Raw genomic sequence first — 20915 nt, 5'->3', positions numbered from 1 at the left:
ATATTAAGATCAGCTTCCGAGACCAACCCTCTCGGAAGCTTTGATTTTTATAGCTCTTACTACCATTTGATGCTATCGTAGCTAGCCTTTTACAACCCAAACAAAATAACTATCCACTAGGAGAATTTGGCCGATGTCAGTAGATCACGTACTCAAATTAATCCAAGAAAACGACGTTAAATTCGTCGATTTCCGTTTTTGCGACACTCGCGGCAAAGAGCAGCACGTCACCTTCCCTGCTCACACCATCGACGAAGACACTTTCGAAGAAGGCAATATGTTTGACGGTTCGTCAATCGCAGGCTGGAAACACATCAACGAATCGGACATGATTCTGATGCCGGACGCCAGCACTGCTAAAATCGACCCCTTCTTCGACGACAAAACCCTGATCTTGCGTTGCGACATCATCGAACCCAAAGACATGCAAGGTTACGCGCGCGATCCGCGCTCGATTGCAAAACGCGCCGAAGCCTATATGCAGTCCACCGGCATCGCAGACACCGCGCTGTTTGGTCCTGAAAACGAATTCTTCATTTTCGACGACGTACGTTGGAGCACCGGCATGGGTGGCTGCTCTTATCAAATCGACTCCGAGGAAGCCGGCTGGAACTCGGCGAAAGTCTACGAAAACGGCAACATTGGCCATCGCCCTGGTATCAAAGGCGGCTACTTCCCGGTTCCGCCGGTCGACTCTTTCCAAGACATGCGTTCGGCTATGTGTTTGGTTCTGGAAGAAATGGGCCAAACCGTCGAAGTCCACCACCACGAAGTAGCGACTGCGGGTCAGTGCGAAATCGGCGCTAAATTCAACACGCTGGTTAAAAAAGCCGACGAAGTGTTGGAACTGAAATACGTGGTCGCCAATATCGCCCACGCTTACGGCAAAACCGCGACCTTCATGCCGAAACCGCTGGTCGGGGACAACGGTAGCGGCATGCACGTTCACCAATCGCTGGCGAAAGGCGGCGTCAACCTGTTCACCGGCAATCTGTACGGCGGCCTGTCCGAAACCGCGCTGTATTATATCGGCGGCATCATCAAACACGCTAAAGCCTTGAACGCGATCACCAACGCTTCAACCAACAGTTACAAACGTCTGGTTCCAGGATTCGAAGCGCCGGTTATGTTGGCTTATTCCGCTCGCAACCGTTCGGCTTCGATCCGTATTCCGTACGTTAACAACCCTAAAGGTCGTCGTATCGAAGTACGTTTCCCGGACTCAACCGCTAACCCTTACTTGGCATTCTCCGCCATGTTGATGGCCGGTCTTGACGGTATCCAAAACAAAATTCACCCAGGTGAAGCGATGGATAAAGACTTGTACGACTTGCCGCCGGAAGAGGAAAAAGCCATTCCGCAAGTCTCGTTCTCTCTGGACGAAGCATTAGCCGCACTGGATGCCGACCGCGAGTTCCTGACCCGGGGCGGCGTTTTCACCGACGACGTCATCGACGGCTACATCGAGCTGAAAAAACAAGACGTTACCCGTCTGCGCATGAGCACTCACCCTGTTGAGCTGGACATGTACTACAGCTTGTAAGAGGTAGGACTGTTTCTGACAGTCCCGCACCTTTCCAGAACCCCGCAAGTTGCAAAGCTTCGCGGGGTTTTTTGTTTCGACAGACCCTTCAACTATTTGAACGTCTTATGCGGATCATTTCGATCAACCTTAACGGCATTCGCTCCGCCGACCGCAAAGGCTTTTATGATTGGCTATGCGCGCAAAATGCCGACTTTGTATGCTTGCAGGAGTTAAAGGCTCAAGCCGCCGACCTAACAGCAACCATGGCGAATCCGACCGGATATCACGGTTATTTTCATTACGCGGAGAAAAAAGGTTACAGCGGCGTTGGCATCTACAGCAAACTTCCCGCTGAAACGATCATCACCGGCCTTGGCTACGCCGATATTGACAGCGAAGGCCGTTATCTGGAAATCCGAGTCAAAAACCTGTCCGTGATTTCACTCTATTTGCCCTCGGGATCGAGCGGCGAACAACGCCAAGCGATCAAATTCAGCGTTATGGACCGCTTATACCCCCATTTGGCGCAGCTTCGGGCCAGCGGGCGACACGTTATCGTCTGTGGCGACTGGAATATCGCTCATCAGGCCATCGATTTGAAAAACTGGAGAGGCAATAAAAAGAACTCCGGCTTCCTTCCCGAAGAAAGGGCCTGGATCGGAAAGATTCTTGGCGAGCAGGGTTGGGTCGACGTCCACCGATACTTGGAACCCGACGCTACCGAGTCCTGCTATACATGGTGGAGCAATCGCGGCCAAGCTTGGACTAAAAACGTAGGTTGGCGCATCGATTACCAGATTGCCACTCCAACGCTGGCAAATACCGCCAGTAAGGTCTCGGTCTACAAACTCGAACGCTTCAGCGATCACGCACCCCTGATTGTCGATTACGCACTCACGCTTTGAAGCCGCGCGGACATCCGGCTGACACCTGCTTTGTTAGACCGGGCGGCCCACAATTAAAACGATCGCCAGAACGAACCACATTGGTGCATTGCTCAACCTATTACGCACTAAACAAGCTCGGCCGATACCAGGCGTTCGTCTCTAAAGGTAGCTAGTGGGACAACTGTTTGTTTAACTTTAGTAGGGAGATACCCGGACCGATAGTGGCTTACCGCATTTTCGCGTCGACCGCGGCCATTTAGTGTTATAACCCAAACCAACGCACCAAAATTGTGCTTTTTTGCTAATTCGGAATTTCCGTTCGCGCTTCGCCACGACGAAGCTCGGCAACATTAGCATTGCCTTTGAGCTTCAGCACCACTGTCACTAGACTCGTTGAATCTAGCGGGTCCTAATCAAGACCGGCGAAGACAGCAGTTGTTAAGGATTCACCCTAATTTCAAGCCATCGAAGATCCCGCGATTTGCAAAAAAACAGCGCTAAATTGCATATCGTCCCTGAGTTTTGGTTAGCAAATCACCGCAACAAATGGTTGGGTACAAGTTATTTAGGGATTTGACCTTGAACTTCTCAACTGCTCGAGCTTAGCGGTCTTTGCCTATCCGTTGCAAAGTCGATTTCGATCCCAGACACCCGAGAGCAAAAAACGCTGGTATTTGGTGCGCAAGCGACGCCGGTTTTTAAAGAAAACCGACCACATTAACGGACCGATAAACTCCTCAAACGCAATACTTGGAACCCATGCACCACTTGGCCACTCACCTGATCATTACCCTCACATTCTTGATCCGGATATGGCTCGTATATTGCTGTATAAACGTAGCCGACAGGAGAATCCAATAACACCGTGTACAAAAAAATCCTCGATCACCTGAACGAAGCCATCCTGATGTTCGACAGGGATTTACTGCTGACCTACATTAATCCGGCCGGCGAAATGCTGTTCGCCGACAGCGCCAAGCATTTGCTCGGCAATCCGGCCCAGAAGCTTTTTAAAATCGGACATCACGGCTTGTTTACCGATTTGATGCAGCGCCTACATCAGCACGAACCGTTGGTAGACAGAGAATTGATACTGGAGCGGATGAGCCAATCGATCACCGTCAATCTTAGCGCCACGCCGTTACTGGAAGACGGTCAGTTGAACGAAATCCTGATCGAGCTTCAGCAGGTCGATAGGCATTTGCGTATTACCAAAGAGGAGCAACTGCTGGCGCAGCAAAATACCAGCCGGATGTTGGTGCGCGGACTGGCGCACGAAATCAAGAACCCGCTGGGCGGACTTCGCGGCGCGGCTCAACTGCTGGATTTGGAATTGCACGACCCGGAACTGAAGGAATATACCCAGATCATCATTGCCGAATCGGACCGTTTGCAAGAGCTTATGGACAAGATGCTGGGACCCAATAAACCGGCCCATAAAAGTTTGTTGAACATCCACGAAATATTGGAGCGTGTTCGTCAACTGGTCGCCGTGGAAGCAGGTAATAACATCAGCCTGGAAACCGATTACGACCCCAGCATTCCCGAACTGTTCGCCGACAAAAACCAGTTGATCCAGGCCCTGCTGAACATCGTCCGTAACGCCATTCAAGCGATTCAGACCTCGGGCCGAATCACATTGAAAACCCGAATTCGCCGCCACATGACGATAGGCCGTAAACGTTACCGGCTGGCGGTGAAGATCGACGTCATTGATAACGGCCCGGGCATCAAACCCGAGTTAATGGGACAGATTTTTTACCCGATGATTACCGGACGGGCCGAAGGTACCGGCTTGGGCCTGTCCATCGCTCAATCGTTGATTAACCAACACAGCGGCTTAATCGAATGCGAAAGCGAGCCGGGCAATACCGTATTCTCTATTTATTTACCGTTAGCCGATAATCTTGGCAAAAAAGCATCGAATCGATAATTGATGCCATCATCTTAATATTGAGTTTTGGAGAAATCTCATGCCACTGCCAGATAAGGTCTGGATTGTCGATGACGACAAATCGATACGCTGGGTGTTGGAAAAAGCCCTGCAAAAGGCCAGCATCGTCACGCGCTGCTTCGCCAACGCCGCCGATTTGTTGAAAGAACTATCCAAGGAATTGCCGCATGTTTTGATTACCGATATCCGCATGCCGGGCATGGACGGCTTCGAACTGTTGCGCAAGGTACAGCACGACCATCCTAATCTGCCGGTCATCATCATGACGGCGCATTCTGATTTGGAAAGCGCGGTATCGGCCTTTCACGGCGGTGCATTCGAGTATTTACCCAAGCCGTTCGATGTCAACGAAGTGGTCGAGACGGTACAACGCGCTTGCATTCACAGCAAGCAGTTGCAAAACGACGTCGCTCAAGAGCCTCCAGTCAACGAAGAGACCCCTGAGATCATCGGTGAAGCGCCTGCGATGCAGGAAGTGTTCCGAGCCATAGGCAGACTCGCGCGCTCGCACATCACCGTCTTGATCAACGGCGAATCCGGCACGGGCAAGGAACTGGTCGCTCGGGCTTTACACCGGCACAGTCCACGCGCCGAGCAGCCTTTCATCGCGCTGAATATGGCGGCGATTCCGAAAGACCTGATGGAATCGGAACTCTTCGGCCACGAAAAAGGCGCGTTTACCGGAGCCCAGGCCCGGCGCATCGGCCGTTTCGAGCAAGCCAATCACGGCACGTTGTTTCTCGATGAAATCGGCGACATGCCCGCCGACATGCAAACCCGTTTGCTGCGGGTATTGGCGGACAACGAGTTTTATCCGGTCGGCGCGCATTCGCCGGTTAAGGTCAACGTCCGCATCATTGCCGCCACCCACCAGAATTTGGAGTTATTGGTTGCCCAGGGCCGGTTCCGCGAAGACTTATTCCACCGGCTGAACGTTATCCGCATCCACATACCGCCACTGCGAGAACGTCGGCAGGATATCGGTTTGTTAATGCGGCATTTTTTGTATCAAAGCGCCAAGGAACTGGGCACCGAGGTCAAGTCCTTGAAGCCCGAAGCAGAGGCCTTCCTGAGTAATTTGAAGTGGCCCGGCAACGTCCGTCAACTGGAAAACACCTGCCGCTGGTTGACGGTCATGGCATCGGGCCGCGAAATTCATATCGAAGATTTGCCGCCAGAACTGATGCAAACCGCTACCGAGACCGCCGGCGAAGTCGAGCGAGGTGACTGGGAAAGCCAGTTTCGTTCCTGGGTGAAGCAACAACTCAACGCCGGCAAGGTCGACATCGCCAAGCAAGCCATTCCTTCGGTGGAAACCCTGCTGATCGAATCGGCGCTGACTCACACCCACGGCCGCAAACACGAAGCGGCTCAATTGCTAGGATACGGCCGCAATACGCTGACCCGAAAAATCAAGGAATTGGACATCAAGGAATAATTCGCTTCCCGCGTCCGGGCGCCCCATTTACAGGGTCGCCCACCCTTCCCTACCAGGAATTTTTATCCGTTTAAATGTCGTCGGTGTATACTCCGCCCGATCGATCAACCTCTAGCCACTTATAAAAAAGGTTCACAGCACATGGCGGACAAAACGGCAAGTAAATACCTGATAAACCTAGAAAAACAATTCGCGGCAGCCGATCCGGTCCTGCAAAAAACCGCAAGATTGTTCCAGGAATTGGACCAAATCGAATTCGACATGGGGCTGATCGACTCCGAGGAAAGCACCGCCCGCAAAACCACTTGGTGGCCGGTTATCAGTACGCTGGGCGGTTACTCACCAGCCAAATCCGACTTCCTGGCCCGATACCTCAACTCGCCGCTGCACACCGTTCGCCACAAATTCACAGTCTTGCAATACACGCCGCAAGCCGCCGGCGCCACGCTGCCCGGTACCGCGCTGGACGCCGATCACCGCCTGCCCTTTTACAGAATCGGCCAAGCCATGGAACAAGTCTTGCCCGGCGAGGGCGGCAAACTCAATGGCCATCTGGAGCTGGTGACGGTCAACAGCCCTAAATTGAAAGGCAAGCTGGTTATCGACACGCCGGTGCTGAGCAATACCACCGAAAATGCCGTCACCGCGATGCTGCGCAAATACGTACTGGATATTTCCGATCTGGTACTGGTGTTCACCGATTTGTTCGAAGCCGATGCCGAACTGAACAAGGCCGCTCTGACCGAAATCGTTGCCCAGCAAGACTCCAATAAATTCGTATTCGTGATCGATCACTCCGAAATCGGCCTGGACCCCGCCAAAAGCCAGGATATCGCCAATGCTTGGCAACGCCGCTTGGCCGAACTGGGCATACACACCGGCCAGTTCGTGGTGTTGAGCCAAAACAGCGACGGCGCCGCGCTCGACCAGCGTATCGCCAACTTGGCAAGCGACCGTTCCTACCGGGTATTGGCCACCCTGCAGGATAGCATCCGAGCCATCGACGATGTGATTCTGCCGGAAGTCGAAGCCTCGCTGACCACTTGGAAAGAACGCTGCAACGCGACGACGCTGATCGTGCTCGGCTTCATCATCATGCTGGCGCTGTTCGCCGAAATCGCCGTCGGCATTCTGGAACTGATCTTCGACCCCATTATCGGCCCGGCTATCGCCATCGCGCTGATCGCGCTGCTGACTCCGATGCATCTGATCGTCAGCCGAGTACACGCCAAGTTCATCGTTAAACAACTGCACAAACGCCAAAAACAATTGAATTTGACCGAAGATCTGGCGGCACTATTCGAAAAAAGCCAAAGCTTCTGGCGCATGCTGTTACCGATCACCGATCCGGTCGGCAAAAACAAAAAAAACCGCAAGAAGCTGGCCGGTTTGATCGAGCAAAGCAAGGATCTGGTACAGGCGCTGAACGACCAATTTAGCCATACCCAGCAGGAGTATCGGCACGACTTGGACGCCTACGCCTTCGAGGAACGCTAAACCCGCCACGGTCCCGCCGCCATGGAACTGATCAGATACTATCTCCCGCTGTGCTGGCTCAATGTTTCCGCGCTGGAACTGCCCAGTTCGACACGCTTTTTCAAGTACAACATTTATTTCTATTTCGGCATGGTGTTTTTCATCAAATTCAACATGTCGGACGACTTGGAAACTGTCTTCGAAGTCCTGATCGAAACCGGGCTGACCTTGGGATTTATCGCGTTAGTCCTGGGTTTGAACGGTACTTTTCGCACTTACGTTCAGGTAGCCAGCGCCATCTTGTTCTGCGAAAACCTGGTAGGCATTTTTCTGGTACCCATCGTATTTTGGGTCACTGTCGCCGAGGACGCGCTGAGCTATTCGGCGTTGGCGGTATTTTTCCTCTGGGATATGCTGATGATCGCCCAAATCTTTAAGGACGTGTTGCTGATCAACCGGCCGGCGTCGCTAGTGATGTCACTGTTCTATTTTCTGTCCAGTTACGGCGGCGCTTACGGGATTTACAGTCTTATAGCCGGCTGACTCAAGGCTTCACGCCGTAATAATTGGAAAGCACATCGTAAGCCCCCTGGGCGGCGGCTACCGCCGTCGCTTTCAACGGCTGACAAGGACTGTTCCACTGTTTGATCTTGCCATCGAAATAAAACGCCCACTCGCCCTGCCAGCATTCGCCTTTTTCGACGATGCGCCCCGCCATGACCGATGTCACTTCATAACGAGCCGAAACCGCCAACAAACCGCGCGAGTCGGCGCTCAACACTTGGCTGACCGTGATTCTTTGTTGTTCCTCCAGGTCCAGCATCGGAAAAATCATCGGAATGCCTTTGACCTTCGCCGCGAACGCCAGCGCACTCTCCAGCTCCGGCATGGTATCCGCATTGTAAAACTGACGATTGCCGCCCTGATCGACGACTAGCCACACCAACGTTTCCGGGCGGATCTCGCTCCAGATGCCGACATGGCTATCGCGCATCACTTGCATCACCTGATCCTCATCGAACTCGATCCGCGCCAAACGGGCCTCGGTATCGGGCGATTCGTCCGCGGAAATCAGCGAAAATTGGAATTGCTTGACATAGTTTTGCGCCCCAGTCAGCGCCTGTTGCACCGCCGGAATATTGGAAATGTCTTCGGACACCAGCACTCGGCTCAACACGGCGTACAAGCCTTGCTTGATCACCTGTGTCCTATCCTCGGCGGATTGGCCCCTCGCCACCAACTCGATCTCGTACAAGCCCTTAACCTCGACCGCATCGGCACACGGCGCCGCCAATAAACTCGCTAAAACCATGGCCACCGCGGCCCGTCCGGCCTTCTTAAATGCTTCGCTCACTAGCCCACCCTGACAATGTCACATTTCGAATATAGTACAATATCGGTCGATTCCATCTTAACTTTAAAGAGGCCAACCTTGAGCGAACAACCCACTGACCGCCTGGATTACAAAAGCGCCGGCGTCGATATCGAAGCCGGAAACGCCTTGGTCGATCGCATCAAACCCATCGCCGCCAAAACCCGCAACGCCGGCGTGATGGCGGGACTGGGCGGCTTCGGTTCGCTGTTCGAACTGCCGCTGGACCGCTATCAACAGCCGGTGCTGGTTTCCGGCACCGACGGCGTCGGCACCAAATTGAAATTGGCGCTGGACACCGGCATTCACGACACGGTCGGCATCGATCTGGTCGCGATGTGCGTCAACGATATTATCGTGCAAGGCGCCGAACCGCTGTTTTTCCTGGATTATTTCGCGACCGGCAAACTCGACGTCGATACCGCCGCCAGTGTGATCGAAGGCATAGGCCTGGGTTGCGAACAGGCTGGCGCGGCGCTGGTCGGCGGCGAAACCGCCGAAATGCCCGGCATGTACGCTGACGGCGATTACGATTTAGCCGGCTTCTGCGTCGGCATCGTCGAAAAGTCCCGCATCATCGACGGTAGCCAAGTCCAAGCCGGCGACAAATTGATCGCGCTGGCCTCGTCCGGCCCACATTCCAACGGCTATTCGCTGATCCGCAAAATCGTCGCGCGTAGCGGCTTGACCTGGACCGACACCGTCAACGGCAAACCGCTGGGCGAAACGCTGCTGACGCCGACCCGCATCTACGTCAAACCCTTGCTCGAATTACTGAAGTCCGTCCCTGTACATGCGATGGCGCATATTACCGGCGGCGGCATTACCGAAAACCTGCCTAGAGTTTTGCCGAACGGTCTGAATGCCTCAATCGACCTGGCTAGCTGGCATTTCCCGGCGATTTTTCAATGGTTACAACAACAGGGTAATGTGGCGCGAGACGATATGCTGGTCACCTTCAACTGCGGCGTCGGCATGATCGTTTGCGTGGCGGCGGCCGACGAAGCCGCAACCTTGGAAATTCTCGGCCGGCAAGGCGAAACCGCGTTTACGATCGGTGAAATCGTCGCCGGCGACGGCAAGCCCAGCGTCGTTTACCGTTAACCTCGCCATCGGCCGGCGCGCTTATCACCGGCCGATTTAAATGCTAACCCCGATCCGTTTCGCGCCCCAATCGCCGGGCGCCGCTTCGAACAAACCGGCGCAAGCAGTGCCGCAGAATCGGCAGCCTCCGGCTGCATTCAGATTCCAATCCGACAACACATACCAGTCCCGGCCTATCAGCATTTCGCCGCACTGGTGGCAGTACGTGCTTTCGGCGGCCTTATCGTGCACGTTGCCGACATAGGCGTAACGAACGCCATTTTTGGTCGCGATCTGCCTGGCCCGTAACAAGGTAGATAACGGCGTACGCGGCTTGTCGGTCATTTTCCAATCGGGATGGAAGGCGGTGAAATGCATCGGCACCTCCGGCCCCAAATGTTCGACCACCCATTGGGTCATCGCCTCCAATTCGGCTTCGCTATCGTTTTCGTCGGGAATCAGCAAGGTCGTCAATTCCAGCCAAACCTGGGTTTCGTGCTGCAAATACAATAAGGTATCCAAGACTGCTTGCAAATGACCGCCGGTGACTTTGCGGTAGAACCTTTCGCTGAAGGCTTTCAGGTCAACATTAGCGGCATCCATGTATCGGTAAAACTCAACGCGCGGCTCCGGGCATACATAGCCCGCCGTTACCGCGACCGATTTCAGACCGAGGTCGCGGCAAGCTTGCGCGGTATCGATCGCGTACTCGTGGAAAATCACCGGGTCGTTATAGGTGTAAGCCACGCTCCGGCAGCCATGGGCCAAAGCAGCGTTGGCTATAGCCTCCGGCGCGGCGCGGCGCGTCAAGGTATCCATCTCACGGGATTTACTGATGTCCCAATTCTGACAAAACTTGCAAGCCAGATTGCAACCGGCGGTACCGAACGACAGTACCGGCGAGCCCGGCAAAAAGTGATTCAGCGGTTTTTTTTCGATGGGATCAACCGCGAAGCCGCTGGAGCGGCCGTAGCTGGTCATCACGATGCGGCTATCCAGATTTTGCCGCACAAAGCACAAGCCACGCTGGCTTTCATGCAATTTGCAAAAACGCGGGCATAGATCGCACTGGACGCGACCGTCGTCGAGCGCGTGCCAATAGCGGGTGGCGACGGTATCGCCGCCGAGGAATGTCGTCATCGCCGTTCTCCTTGAACCCCAATCGAAAACCACTGTCTCCCGTCGGCTATACTCAATAATGCAAGCCCCGGCAAGCGATCCACTCCGCTTTGACCGTTTGCCCCGTCTGATCGTACCAATAACTAGTGATAAGGATCAGCCATGAACAGAAAACCCGCGGTGGCCGGCCGCTTTTACCCGGCCGATCCCTTACAATTGCATAATGCGGTCGACAGCTATCTGCGCGCGGCCGATTCCAGCGGCAACGTACCCAAGGCCATAATCGTCCCCCACGCCGGTTACATCTATTCCGCTCCGGTCGCCGCCACCGCTTACGCGCGCTTGGCAACCGCCGCCGAGCGGGTCCGCAGGGTCGTGTTGATCGGCCCGTCGCACCAAGTCGCTTTTCGCGGTTTGGCGGTCAGTCGCGCTCACGCCTATAGTACACCGCTGGGCGATGTCGAAGTCGATCGCGATGCGATAGCCAAATTACTGCAATTGCCGTTCGTGGAGTACGTCGAACAGGCCCATACCCTCGAACACAGCCTAGAAGTGCATCTACCCTTTTTGCAAGAAGTATTTCGCGACTTCAAGCTGATTCCGATCGTCGCCGGCGAAGCGGAACCCTCCCAGGTCGCCAGCCTGCTTGAATTACTCTGGGGTGGCGACGAAACCTTGTTGGTGATCAGTTCCGACTTGAGCCATTACCACGATTACGCGACCGCTCAACGCCTAGACCGCGACACCAGCCGCCTGATCGAAGCGCTACGCTACGAGGAAATCGTCGGCGACGCCGCTTGCGGCCGGGTCGGCGTCAACGGCTTGTTAAAACTCCTGCGCGACACGGGACGGTCGATCAAGACCATCGATTTGCGTAACTCCGGCGATACCGCCGGCGACAAAGCCAGAGTCGTGGGTTACGGTGCCTATGTCGTTGAATGACGTCGAACGCGGCTGCTTGCTGACCCTGGCGAGGGCATCCATTGCCCACGGCCTCGCGCATGGCCGGCCGTTGCCGGTCAATCTGGCGGATTATCCCGCCAAATTGACCGGGCCGGCGGCGACTTTCGTGACACTGGAACTGGCCGGTCAACTGCGCGGTTGCATTGGCCGGCTGGAAGCCGCGCGGCCGTTGGCCGAGGATGTCGCCGAGAACGCCTATGCCGCCGCTTTCCGCGATTCGCGTTTTCCACCGGTCACCGCAGCGGAATCGGCGCGACTTAGCCTGCATATTTCGGTATTGAGTCCATCCGAACCGCTCTATTTCGCATCCGAAACGGACCTGCTCGGCCAACTTCGGCCCGGCATCGACGGTCTGATTCTGAGCGAAGGCGGCAGGCGCGGTACTTTTCTACCCTCGGTTTGGGAGGATCTGCCGGACCCAGCCGAATTTTTGCGACATCTAAAACGCAAAGCAGGCCTGCCGGCCGATTACTGGTCGAGCACAGTGAAAATCCAGCGCTATTCCACCGAAATGTTCGGCTGAAACGCCCCGGCCGACGCCCCGATAAACCCAGAGAAATCGGCACCTCCAGCCGAAAGCCTTGTTTGGCGCCGGCCTGAGCCATTATAATGGGTGCATTTTCGCCACGATGCGCGGCCGGCTGATTCAGATCGACAAGCCGAGTCGAACGCTGGGTCGGTCGGCGGCCACATTCTCTTGGTTTTCGGTACCCTCAATGAAAAACAATTCCTATAAACCCTGCGACTTGGTGATCTACGGCGCGCTGGGCGATTTGTCGAAACGCAAATTGCTGATCTCGTTATACCGTCTAGAGAAATCCAATCTATTGGAACCCGACACCCGCATCATCGGCGTCGACAGACTGGAAGAAACCAGCGCCGGCTTCGTCGAAATTGCCCACAAAAGCCTGGTCGCTTTTTTGCATAACACGATCAACGAAGAAATCTGGCAGCGTTTTTCACAACGCCTGTCGTATCTGAAAATCGACCTGACCCAACCCGACCAATACCGCCAATTGAACAATGCGGTCGACGCCGAAAAGCGGGTGATGGTCAATTATTTCGCGGTCGCGCCGTTTCTGTTCAAGAACATCTGCCAGGGCCTGCATAGTTGCGGCGTGCTGACGCCCGAATCCCGGATGGTGATGGAAAAACCGATAGGCCACGATTTGAAATCTTCCAAGGAAATCAATGACGTAGTCGCCGATGTCTTCCACGAGGATCAGGTCTATCGCATCGACCATTACCTGGGCAAGGAAACCGTGCTCAATCTGCTGGCGTTGCGTTTCGCCAATTCGATCTTCACGACCAACTGGAATCACAACACGATAGACCACATTCAAATCACGGTCGGCGAAGACATCGGTATCGAAGGCCGCTGGGAATACTTCGACAAGACCGGTCAGCTCCGCGACATGCTGCAGAACCATTTACTGCAAATCCTGACCTTCGTGGCGATGGAGCCGCCGGCCGACTTGTCGGCGGAAAGCATACATATGGAAAAGATCAAGGTATTGAAATCGTTGCGGCCGATCACGGTCCGCAATGTCGAGGAAAAAACCGTGCGCGGCCAATACACTGCCGGCTTCATCAAAGGCTCGGCGGTACCGGGTTATCTCGAAGAAGAAGGTGCCAACAAGGAAAGTACCACCGAAAGCTTCGTGGCAATTCGGGTCGACATCGATAACTGGCGTTGGGCCGGCGTGCCGTTTTACATGCGGACCGGCAAGCGCATGCCCAACAAACGCACCGAAATCGTAGTCAATTTCAAGCAGTTGCCGCACAACATCTTCAAGGACAGCTTCCGCGAACTGCCGGCCAACAAGCTGGTCATCCACTTGCAGCCCAACGAAGGCGTGGACGTGGTGATGCTGAACAAAGTGCCCGGTATCGACGGCAACATCAAATTACAGCAAACCAAGCTGGACTTAAGCTTTTCGGAAACCTTCAAGAAGAACAGCATCTTCGGCGGTTACGAAAAGCTGATTCTGGAAGCCCTGCGCGGCAATCCGACGCTGTTTTTAAGCCGCGAGGAAATCGAACAGGCCTGGACCTGGGTCGACTCGATCCAGGACGCCTGGGCCCATAGCCATAGCGCGCCGAAATCCTATCCGGCCGGCAGTTGGGGGCCGATCGCTTCGGTCGCGCTGCTGGCCCGCGACGGCCGCGCCTGGGAAGAATAATTACACGCACCGCACCCATCGAGAGTTTTAAGATCATGGTTAGAGAATTCTTTTTTGAAAACCGCACCCACCTGCTGACCGCGCTGTCGGCCGAATGTCAGGACGTTCTGGCCGAGGGTATTAGCAAACACGGTCTGGCCACGTTGTTGGTTTCCGGCGGCACGACACCGGCGCCGCTTTACGAAGCCTTGTCCAAAGCCGACATGAACTGGAAAAAAATCCGGATCGGCCTCGTCGACGAGCGCTGGGTCGACGACCAACACGCCGCCAGCAATGAAGCGCTGATTCGCCGCAGCCTGTTAATCAATAACGCCAAAAACGTCGAGTTCGTCGGTATGAAAAACGCGGCCGCGACCGCCGCCGCCGGCCAAGCCGAAACCGAAACCCGTTATCGCGGCCTGCCCAATCCGTTCACGCTGGCGATCGTCGGCATGGGCGCGGACGGCCACACCGCGTCGCTGTTTCCCCATGCCGAAGGCCTGGCCGATGCGCTACGCGAGGATAACGACCAACTGACGGCGGCGATCACGGCGACAGCCAGCGACATTACCGGTCCCAACACCGAACGCATGACGCTGACCCGCAATGCCTTACTGAACACCGACCGCATCATTATCCTGTTTACCGGCGAGGACAAATTGGCGATCTTCGGCAAGGCTCAACAGAACGGCCCGGTCGAAGACATGCCGATCCGAGCGTTGTTACACCAAGATAAGGTGCCAGTGGAGTTGTATTGGGCGCCGTAACCTGAAAAACTGCAATCCGAGAAACCAGCCAAGGGGCGACCGGTGTATAGTAAAAATCTGAAAAACGATGCGTTTTTGATTTTGAAGGCCGTCATGACCAAGCCGATTACTTTTTCGCCCGCGTCGCCGACGACGGATTGTCGGGAAAAACCGCCCGCTACGATGTCATTATTTCGCGCGCGGTATTGGAACACGTCGATCAGCTGGACGCGACGCTTCTGAATATTCGGCAAGCGCTACGCGCCGACGGGGGTTCGCTACGCAAAGTCGACTTAAAAAGCCATGGGCTGGAGCCCTATCCGCCGTTTGATTTTTTAAGTTGGCCGACTGGGCTGTATCGGATGACGTATTCCCGTAAAGGCTTGCCGAATCGCCGGCGAGTGGATAAGTGCCGGCGAGCCGCCGGTTTGGCTACCAAAAAACTGCGCCTGGTAGAGGTTCTGGATTTGGAAGCGGTCAACGCGATCAGACCCCACCCTGCCTCCGAATTTCGCGATTTAGAACCGAGCTTGCTCGGCTGGCAACGTTTTTGGATAGAACCGACCAACAGCGCTTGAACCGGAGGCCGTGGCCACCCGTCGTGCTGACTTCTGTTTAGACCCAGCCATTTCCGCTGCTCGCTCGGTACCAATTCCAAAGCGAAAGCAGTCGGGCCTCATATGTGGCTGACCTTGAGATTCCGTTAAACGTTTATTTTCCGACCAGGACACCACGATGCATCCCACACTCGAAAAAGTCACGCAAACCATCATCGAACGCAGTCGCGACAGCCGCGGCGCCTATTTGTCCCGTCTGGAAGCCGCCGTCGACCAAGGCCCACACCGCGCCAAACTGGCGTGCGGCAATCTGGCTCACGGCTTCGCGGCCTGCGCCGGCGGCGAAAAGGAAGACTTGGCCGGTTCGCAAAAACCCAATGTCGGCATCATTTCGGCGTACAACGACATGCTGTCCGCCCACGAACCCTATAAGGACTTTCCGGCATTGATCAAACAAGCCGTGCGCGATGCCGGCGGCGTCGCCCAATTCGCCGGCGGCGTGCCGGCGATGTGCGACGGCGTCACCCAAGGCCAACCCGGCATGGAGTTGTCGCTGTTCAGCCGGGACGTGATTGCAATGAGCACCGCGATCGGCCTTAGCCACAACATGTTCGACGCCGCGTTGTACCTGGGCGTCTGCGACAAGATCGTCCCCGGCCTGTTGATCGGCGCCCTGAGTTTCGGCCATCTGCCGGCGGTATTCGTCCCGGCCGGTCCGATGCCCAGCGGCCTGCCCAACAAGGAAAAGGTCCGTATTCGCCAACTCTATGCCGAAGGCAAGGTCGGCCGCAAGGAGCTACTGGAATCCGAGTCGCAGTCCTACCACAGCCCCGGCACCTGCACCTTTTACGGCACCGCCAACAGCAATCAGATGATGGTCGAGATCATGGGCCTGCACTTGCCCGGCAGCTCCTTCATCAATCCTTACACGCCGCTACGCGACGAGTTGACCAAGGCCGCCGCCAAGCAAGTCTTGAAATTCACCGCGGCCGGCAACGACTTCAGACCGATAGGCCGCGCCATCGATGAAAAGGCCATCGTCAACGCGCTGATCGGCCTGTTGGCCACCGGCGGATCGACCAATCACACGATACATTTGATCGCGATCGCCCGCGCCGCCGGTGTGATTATCAACTGGGACGACTTCGACAAGCTGTCGAAAATCATCCCACTGCTAGCCAAGATCTATCCCAACGGCTCGGCCGACGTCAACCACTTCCAAGCGGCCGGCGGCATGGGCGTTTTGATCGCCGAACTGCTGCGCAACGGCCTGCTGCACGGCGACATCCTGACGATAGGCGACGAACGCGGCATGGCGCAATACAGCCGGGAACCGAAGCTGACCGAGGCCGGACTGCGCTGGGAAGCAGGGCCGGCGAGCTCGCAGGACGATGCGGTCATTTCCACGGTCGGCCAGCCCTTCCAACCGACCGGCGGCCTGAACGTGATGCACGGCAACCTCGGCCGCGGCGTCTCGAAGATCTCGGCTGTCGCCGAGCAACATCAAGTCGTGACCGCCCCTGCCGTGGTCTTCGACGATCAAGATGACGTGGTCGCGGCCTTCAAACGCGGCGAGTTGGAGAAAGACTGCATCGTGGTGTTACGCTTCCAAGGACCGAAAGCCAACGGCATGCCTGAATTGCACAAACTGACGCCGCCGCTGGGCGTATTGCAGGACAAAGGCTTCAAAGTGGCCCTGATCACGGACGGCCGCATGTCCGGTGCCTCCGGAAAAGTGCCATCGGCGATTCACATGTGCCCGGAATGCCTGGACGGCGGTCCGCTGGCCAAGGTCCGCGACGGCGACGTCATCGTTTTGAACACGCAGACCGGCGAAGTCAACGTCCAGGTCGATCCGGCGGAATTCGAGGCCAGGGTCGCCGCCGCCAATTCGGCGAAGGGCCACCACTTCGGCATGGGCCGGGAATTGTTCGGCGGCTTCCGCGCCCACGCCTCGTCCGCCGAAACCGGCGCGACCAACTTGTTTTACGTCGATTAACACAATAACAACAAACCAACCTACAGGATTAAAACCATGACCGTAAGCATCCAAGAAGTCATGACCACCTCGCCGGTAATGCCGGTCATGGTCATCAACCATCTCGAAAGCGCCGTTCCGCTGGCAAAAGCGCTGGTCGACGGCGGACTGAAAGTACTGGAAATCACGTTGCGCACCCCGGTGGCGCTGGATGCGATTCGCCGCATCAAGGCCGAAGTCCCCGGCGCGATCGTCGGCGCCGGCACCATCATCAATGTGCAAACCCTGCATGCCGCGATCGAAGCCGGCGCCGAATTCATCGTCAGCCCCGGCGTCACCGAAACCTTGTTGGACGCCGCGTTGGAAACCAGCGTGCCGCTGTTGCCCGGCGTCATCACGCCCAGCGAAGTGATGCGCTTGTTGGACCGAGGCATTACCGCGATGAAATTCTTTCCGGCCGAAGCCGCCGGCGGCATTCCGATGTTGAAATCGATCGGCGGTCCGCTGCCGCAAGTAACCTTCTGCCCAACCGGTGGGGTCAATCCGAAAAACGCCCCGGAATATTTGGCCTTGAGCAATGTCGCCTGCGTCGGCGGCTCATGGATGGCGCCGGCCGATCTGGTCGATGCCGGCGACTGGGCGGAAATCACCCGCCGTGCCGCCGTTGCCGCCCAATTGAAAAACTAAGACATTTTCTCCGCCAGGGACGGCGGAAAACAGCGCTTGGCAGCGCCAACGGTATTTTCCCAAAAATGTCCATCGTGTTGAAAACCGCCCTGCTTTGTCTACTCGCCGTTTGGCCGTCGCTCGGCCGCGCCGACGATCCCAGCTTGGCGGCTTTATTCGCGGAACGTCAGCTAAGCGGTACGCTGATCATAGTCACCGCGGACGGCAGCCAACGCTTCGTCCACAACGACGCCCGCGCCGGCCAACGCTATGCAAGCGCATCGACGTTCAAGATTCTCAATACCCTGATCGCCCTGGAACAAGGCGCCATCGACAGCGATGAGGTGCTGAAATGGGACGGCGTCGCGCGGTCGTTGCCGGACTGGAACCGCGACCACACCCTGGCCAGCGCGTTCAAGACCTCCTGCGTCTGGTGCTATCAGGTTTTAGCGCGTCGGATCGGCGGACAGGCCTACCGCAGCTATCTCGACGACATCGATTACGGCCGTTTGGCGTCGGATTTTAATCCCACCGAATTCTGGTTGAACGGCGATCTGCAAATCAGCGCGGCGGAACAAATCGAATTCCTGAAGAAATTGCAAAACCGCGCACTACCGTTCGCCGACGAGCACTTTGAAACCTTGCGGAACATCATGCTGGTGGAACGCACGCCGACCTACGCATTGCGCGCCAAAACCGGCTGGGCGGCGCGCGGCCAGCCGCAGATCGGTTGGTATGTCGGCAGCCTCGAAACCGCTGCGGCGACTTGGTTGTTTGCGTTGAATATCGACCTACGCTCCGAACAAGACCTGCCGTTGCGAGCCCAACTGCTCCGCGCCGCGTTGCGAGCCAAGGGTATCGCCGATTTGCCGCCATGACGATGCAAGCCTTGCTGCTGGACCGGGAGTTGAGTTACCGGACCGACCAACCTATCCCAAAACCGGAAGCCGGCGAAGCATTGATTGAAATGCGTCTGGCCGGCATCTGCGCAACCGACCTGGAATTAGCCCACGGTTACGCCGGTTTTACCGGCATTCTAGGCCACGAATTCGTCGGACAAGTGGTCGAGGTCGCCGATGCGAACGACCGCCATTGGCTGGGCAGTCGGGTGGTGGGATCGATCAACATCGGCTGCCGCCAATGTCCGACCTGTCTGACGACGGGACCTGCGCATTGTCCAACCCGGCGGGTGCTGGGCATCCGCGCTAAAGACGGCGCCTTCGCGGACTTCTTCACGTTGCCGGTCGCGAATTTATTGCGACTGCCGGACCACGTCGCCGACGAGACCGCCGTGTTCGCCGAACCGTTGGCCGCAGCCTTGCGGGTCGTCGAACAATTGCAAGACCTGCCGCGCGGCGAGATCGGCGTGCTCGGACCAGGCCGGCTCGGCCTGCTGATCGGCCGAGTATTGGCACTGGCCGGCCATCGCGTCACGATGCTCGGCCGTAGCGAAACCTCGCTAACGCAGCCCAGGCGCTGGGGCTTGCAGGCCGGATTGGCCGCCGATTTTCCAGAGAGCGGTTTTTCCTGCATCGTCGATGCCAGCGGTACCGCCAGCGGCTTCACGGCAGCGTTGCGCCTATTGCGCGCGCAAGGCTGTTTAGTCCTTAAATCCACCTTCGTCGCCGATCACCCCATCGATCTCAGCCCGCTGGTCGTCAAGGAAATCCGTTTGCTGGGATCGCGATGCGGCCGTTTCGAGCCCGCCCTGGACAGACTAAGCGCCGGCGACATCGCCGTCGAGACGTTGATAGACGGCGTTTTTCCGCTCAGTGCCGGCCCGGCGGCGTTCGCCACGGCGGCTCGACCGGGGGTACGGAAGATTCTCCTGAAACGTTAATCGGTCGACGGTAAACGCCGGCAACTCCGCTAGACTTACCGACTTTTTCAGGACAACCTCGAGGTTGAACGATGACCGGGACTTTATTTTCGCCGCTGGCCTTGGGCGAGTTGCCGTTGCCCAACCGTATCGTGATGGCACCGCTGACGCGCTGCCGGGCCGACGCGGATAACGCGCCGCATCAACTGCACGCGCTGTATTACGCCCAACGCGCCAGTGCCGGACTCATCGTCAGCGAAGCCAGTCAAATCGTTCCCGAAGGTCAGGGTTATCCGGCCACGCCGGGTATTCATAGTTCGGAACAAATTCGAGGTTGGCGGCAAGTGACCGCCTGCGTCCACGCCGCCGGCGGCCGGATGTTTCTACAGCTTTGGCACGTCGGCCGGGTCTCCCATCCCTGTTATCAACCGGACGGTAAACTGCCGGTCGCGCCGTCGGCCCTCGCACCGTCCGGCATGGTCGGCACGCCAAGCGGCCCGCAACCGTTTGTTATTCCGCGCGCGCTGGAAATCGGCGAGTTGCCCGCTATCGCCGCCGCTTACGCTCAAGCCACCCGCAATGCGATGCAGGCCGGTTTCGATGGGGTTGAAATTCACGCCGCCAACGGTTATTTGCTCGATCAATTTCTGCGCGACGCTAGCAACCAGCGCCAGGACGGCTACGGCGGCAGCGTCGATAATCGGATGCGTCTTTTGAACGAAGTCGTCGATGCCGTAACCGCCGTGGTCGGTAAAGACAAAGTCGGCGTGCGCATTTCCCCGGAAAACAGTTTTAACGACATGCGCGACAGCGATCCGCAATTTTTGTTCGACGCCGTTGCCGCCGAGCTGGCCGGCAGAATTGGCTATCTGCATGTCGTCGAAGGCGAAGACCGACTCAATCGCTCGTCGAACTTCGACTACTCGGCGCTGAGGCGTCTGTTTGGCGGCGTGTACGTTGCCGCTTGCCACTACACCGCCACCCGAGCGGCCAGCGCGGTCGCGGACGGCCGCGCCGATCTGGTCGCCTTCGGCCGCGCCTACATCGCCAACCCCGATCTGGTGACCCGCCTACAACTAGGTCTGGCGCTGAACGCGCCGGATTCCGAGCATTTTTACGGCGGCGATTGGCGCGGTTACACCGACTATCCGCTCGCCAGCCGATGATTGC

At 56.7% G+C, this 20915-nt stretch carries 19 protein-coding genes; 17 read left to right on the top strand and 2 right to left on the bottom strand.

Going from position 1 to position 20915, the window contains the following annotated elements:
* The first annotated feature begins 133 nt into the window (after nt 1-133).
* From glnA to A1355_RS01605, 6 genes are all read left to right on the top strand, one after another.
* On the top strand, nt 134-1543 hold the full coding sequence (gene glnA, locus A1355_RS01630) for a glutamate--ammonia ligase (RefSeq protein ID WP_064024321.1): 1410 nt from the start codon (nt 134-136) through the stop codon (nt 1541-1543).
* Nucleotides 1544-1650: 107 nt separating this feature from the next.
* Nucleotides 1651-2430 carry an exodeoxyribonuclease III gene (locus A1355_RS01625; protein ID WP_064024319.1) on the top strand — a complete coding sequence of 260 codons (780 nt, stop codon included), beginning with the start codon at nt 1651-1653 and terminating at the stop codon, nt 2428-2430.
* Between the two features lie 847 nt (nt 2431-3277).
* Nucleotides 3278-4345, top strand: a complete 1068-nt coding sequence (gene glnL / locus A1355_RS01620) for a nitrogen regulation protein NR(II) (protein ID WP_064024317.1) — start codon at nt 3278-3280, stop codon at nt 4343-4345.
* A 40-nt stretch (nt 4346-4385) separates the two neighbouring features.
* Nucleotides 4386-5804 (top strand): nitrogen regulation protein NR(I), encoded by a 1419-nt coding sequence (gene ntrC / locus A1355_RS01615; protein ID WP_064024315.1) that lies wholly within the window; start codon nt 4386-4388, stop codon nt 5802-5804.
* A gap of 141 nt (nt 5805-5945) precedes the next feature.
* Nucleotides 5946-7301 (top strand): hypothetical protein, encoded by a 1356-nt coding sequence (locus A1355_RS01610; protein WP_064024313.1) that lies wholly within the window; start codon nt 5946-5948, stop codon nt 7299-7301.
* Nucleotides 7302-7322: 21 nt separating this feature from the next.
* On the top strand, nt 7323-7823 hold the full coding sequence (locus tag A1355_RS01605; RefSeq protein ID WP_064024311.1) for a hypothetical protein: 501 nt from the start codon (nt 7323-7325) through the stop codon (nt 7821-7823).
* Between the two features lies 1 nt (nt 7824).
* On the opposite strand, the gene A1355_RS01600 is transcribed toward A1355_RS01605, so the two are convergent.
* Nucleotides 7825-8634 (bottom strand): DUF2066 domain-containing protein, encoded by an 810-nt coding sequence (locus tag A1355_RS01600; RefSeq protein ID WP_064024309.1) that lies wholly within the window; start codon nt 8632-8634, stop codon nt 7825-7827.
* 78 nt (nt 8635-8712) lie between these two features.
* Here A1355_RS01600 and purM point away from each other — a divergent pair, with 78 nt between their 5' ends.
* Entirely contained in the window at nt 8713-9756 is a 1044-nt protein-coding gene (gene purM, locus A1355_RS01595) for a phosphoribosylformylglycinamidine cyclo-ligase (protein WP_064024307.1), read from the top strand.
* 36 nt (nt 9757-9792) lie between these two features.
* Here the strand turns inward: purM and amrS are convergent, their stop codons facing one another.
* The gene (amrS, locus tag A1355_RS01590) at nt 9793-10875 is read right to left on the bottom strand and encodes an AmmeMemoRadiSam system radical SAM enzyme (RefSeq protein WP_064024305.1); all 1083 of its coding nucleotides are present in this window, start codon (nt 10873-10875) and stop codon (nt 9793-9795) included.
* Between the two features lie 141 nt (nt 10876-11016).
* Here amrS and amrB point away from each other — a divergent pair, with 141 nt between their 5' ends.
* The 10 genes from amrB (at nt 11017) to A1355_RS01540 (ending at nt 20911) form a co-directional block, all read left to right on the top strand.
* A complete protein-coding gene (amrB, locus tag A1355_RS01585; protein ID WP_064024303.1) occupies nt 11017-11796 on the top strand; it encodes an AmmeMemoRadiSam system protein B in 780 nt (259 codons plus the stop codon).
* On the top strand, nt 11783-12340 hold the full coding sequence (gene amrA / locus A1355_RS01580) for an AmmeMemoRadiSam system protein A (RefSeq protein WP_064024301.1): 558 nt from the start codon (nt 11783-11785) through the stop codon (nt 12338-12340). Before amrB ends, amrA begins: the two co-directional genes overlap by 14 nt.
* 193 nt (nt 12341-12533) lie before the next feature.
* Nucleotides 12534-14000 carry a glucose-6-phosphate dehydrogenase gene (gene zwf / locus A1355_RS01575; protein ID WP_064024353.1) on the top strand — a complete coding sequence of 489 codons (1467 nt, stop codon included), beginning with the start codon at nt 12534-12536 and terminating at the stop codon, nt 13998-14000.
* A 35-nt stretch (nt 14001-14035) separates the two neighbouring features.
* Complete coding sequence (gene pgl / locus A1355_RS01570) at nt 14036-14746, top strand: 6-phosphogluconolactonase (RefSeq protein ID WP_064024299.1); 711 nt, start codon at nt 14036-14038, stop codon at nt 14744-14746.
* A gap of 137 nt (nt 14747-14883) precedes the next feature.
* The gene (locus A1355_RS01565) at nt 14884-15303 is read left to right on the top strand and encodes a class I SAM-dependent methyltransferase (RefSeq protein ID WP_064024297.1); all 420 of its coding nucleotides are present in this window, start codon (nt 14884-14886) and stop codon (nt 15301-15303) included.
* 157 nt (nt 15304-15460) lie between these two features.
* Entirely contained in the window at nt 15461-17281 is a 1821-nt protein-coding gene (gene edd, locus A1355_RS01560) for a phosphogluconate dehydratase (RefSeq protein WP_064024295.1), read from the top strand.
* Between the two features lie 36 nt (nt 17282-17317).
* Complete coding sequence (locus tag A1355_RS01555; RefSeq protein ID WP_064024293.1) at nt 17318-17947, top strand: bifunctional 4-hydroxy-2-oxoglutarate aldolase/2-dehydro-3-deoxy-phosphogluconate aldolase; 630 nt, start codon at nt 17318-17320, stop codon at nt 17945-17947.
* Between the two features lie 65 nt (nt 17948-18012).
* On the top strand, nt 18013-18804 hold the full coding sequence (blaOXA, locus tag A1355_RS01550; protein WP_064024291.1) for a class D beta-lactamase: 792 nt from the start codon (nt 18013-18015) through the stop codon (nt 18802-18804).
* On the top strand, nt 18801-19766 hold the full coding sequence (locus tag A1355_RS01545; protein WP_231883516.1) for an alcohol dehydrogenase catalytic domain-containing protein: 966 nt from the start codon (nt 18801-18803) through the stop codon (nt 19764-19766). Before blaOXA ends, A1355_RS01545 begins: the two co-directional genes overlap by 4 nt.
* A 71-nt stretch (nt 19767-19837) precedes the next feature.
* Complete coding sequence (locus A1355_RS01540) at nt 19838-20911, top strand: alkene reductase (RefSeq protein ID WP_064024287.1); 1074 nt, start codon at nt 19838-19840, stop codon at nt 20909-20911.
* Nucleotides 20912-20915: the final 4 nt, after the last annotated feature.

Source organism: Methylomonas koyamae (assembly GCF_001644025.1).
Classification (GTDB): domain Bacteria; phylum Pseudomonadota; class Gammaproteobacteria; order Methylococcales; family Methylomonadaceae; genus Methylomonas; species Methylomonas koyamae_A.
This window is presented reverse-complemented; position numbering and strand designations above follow the sequence as displayed.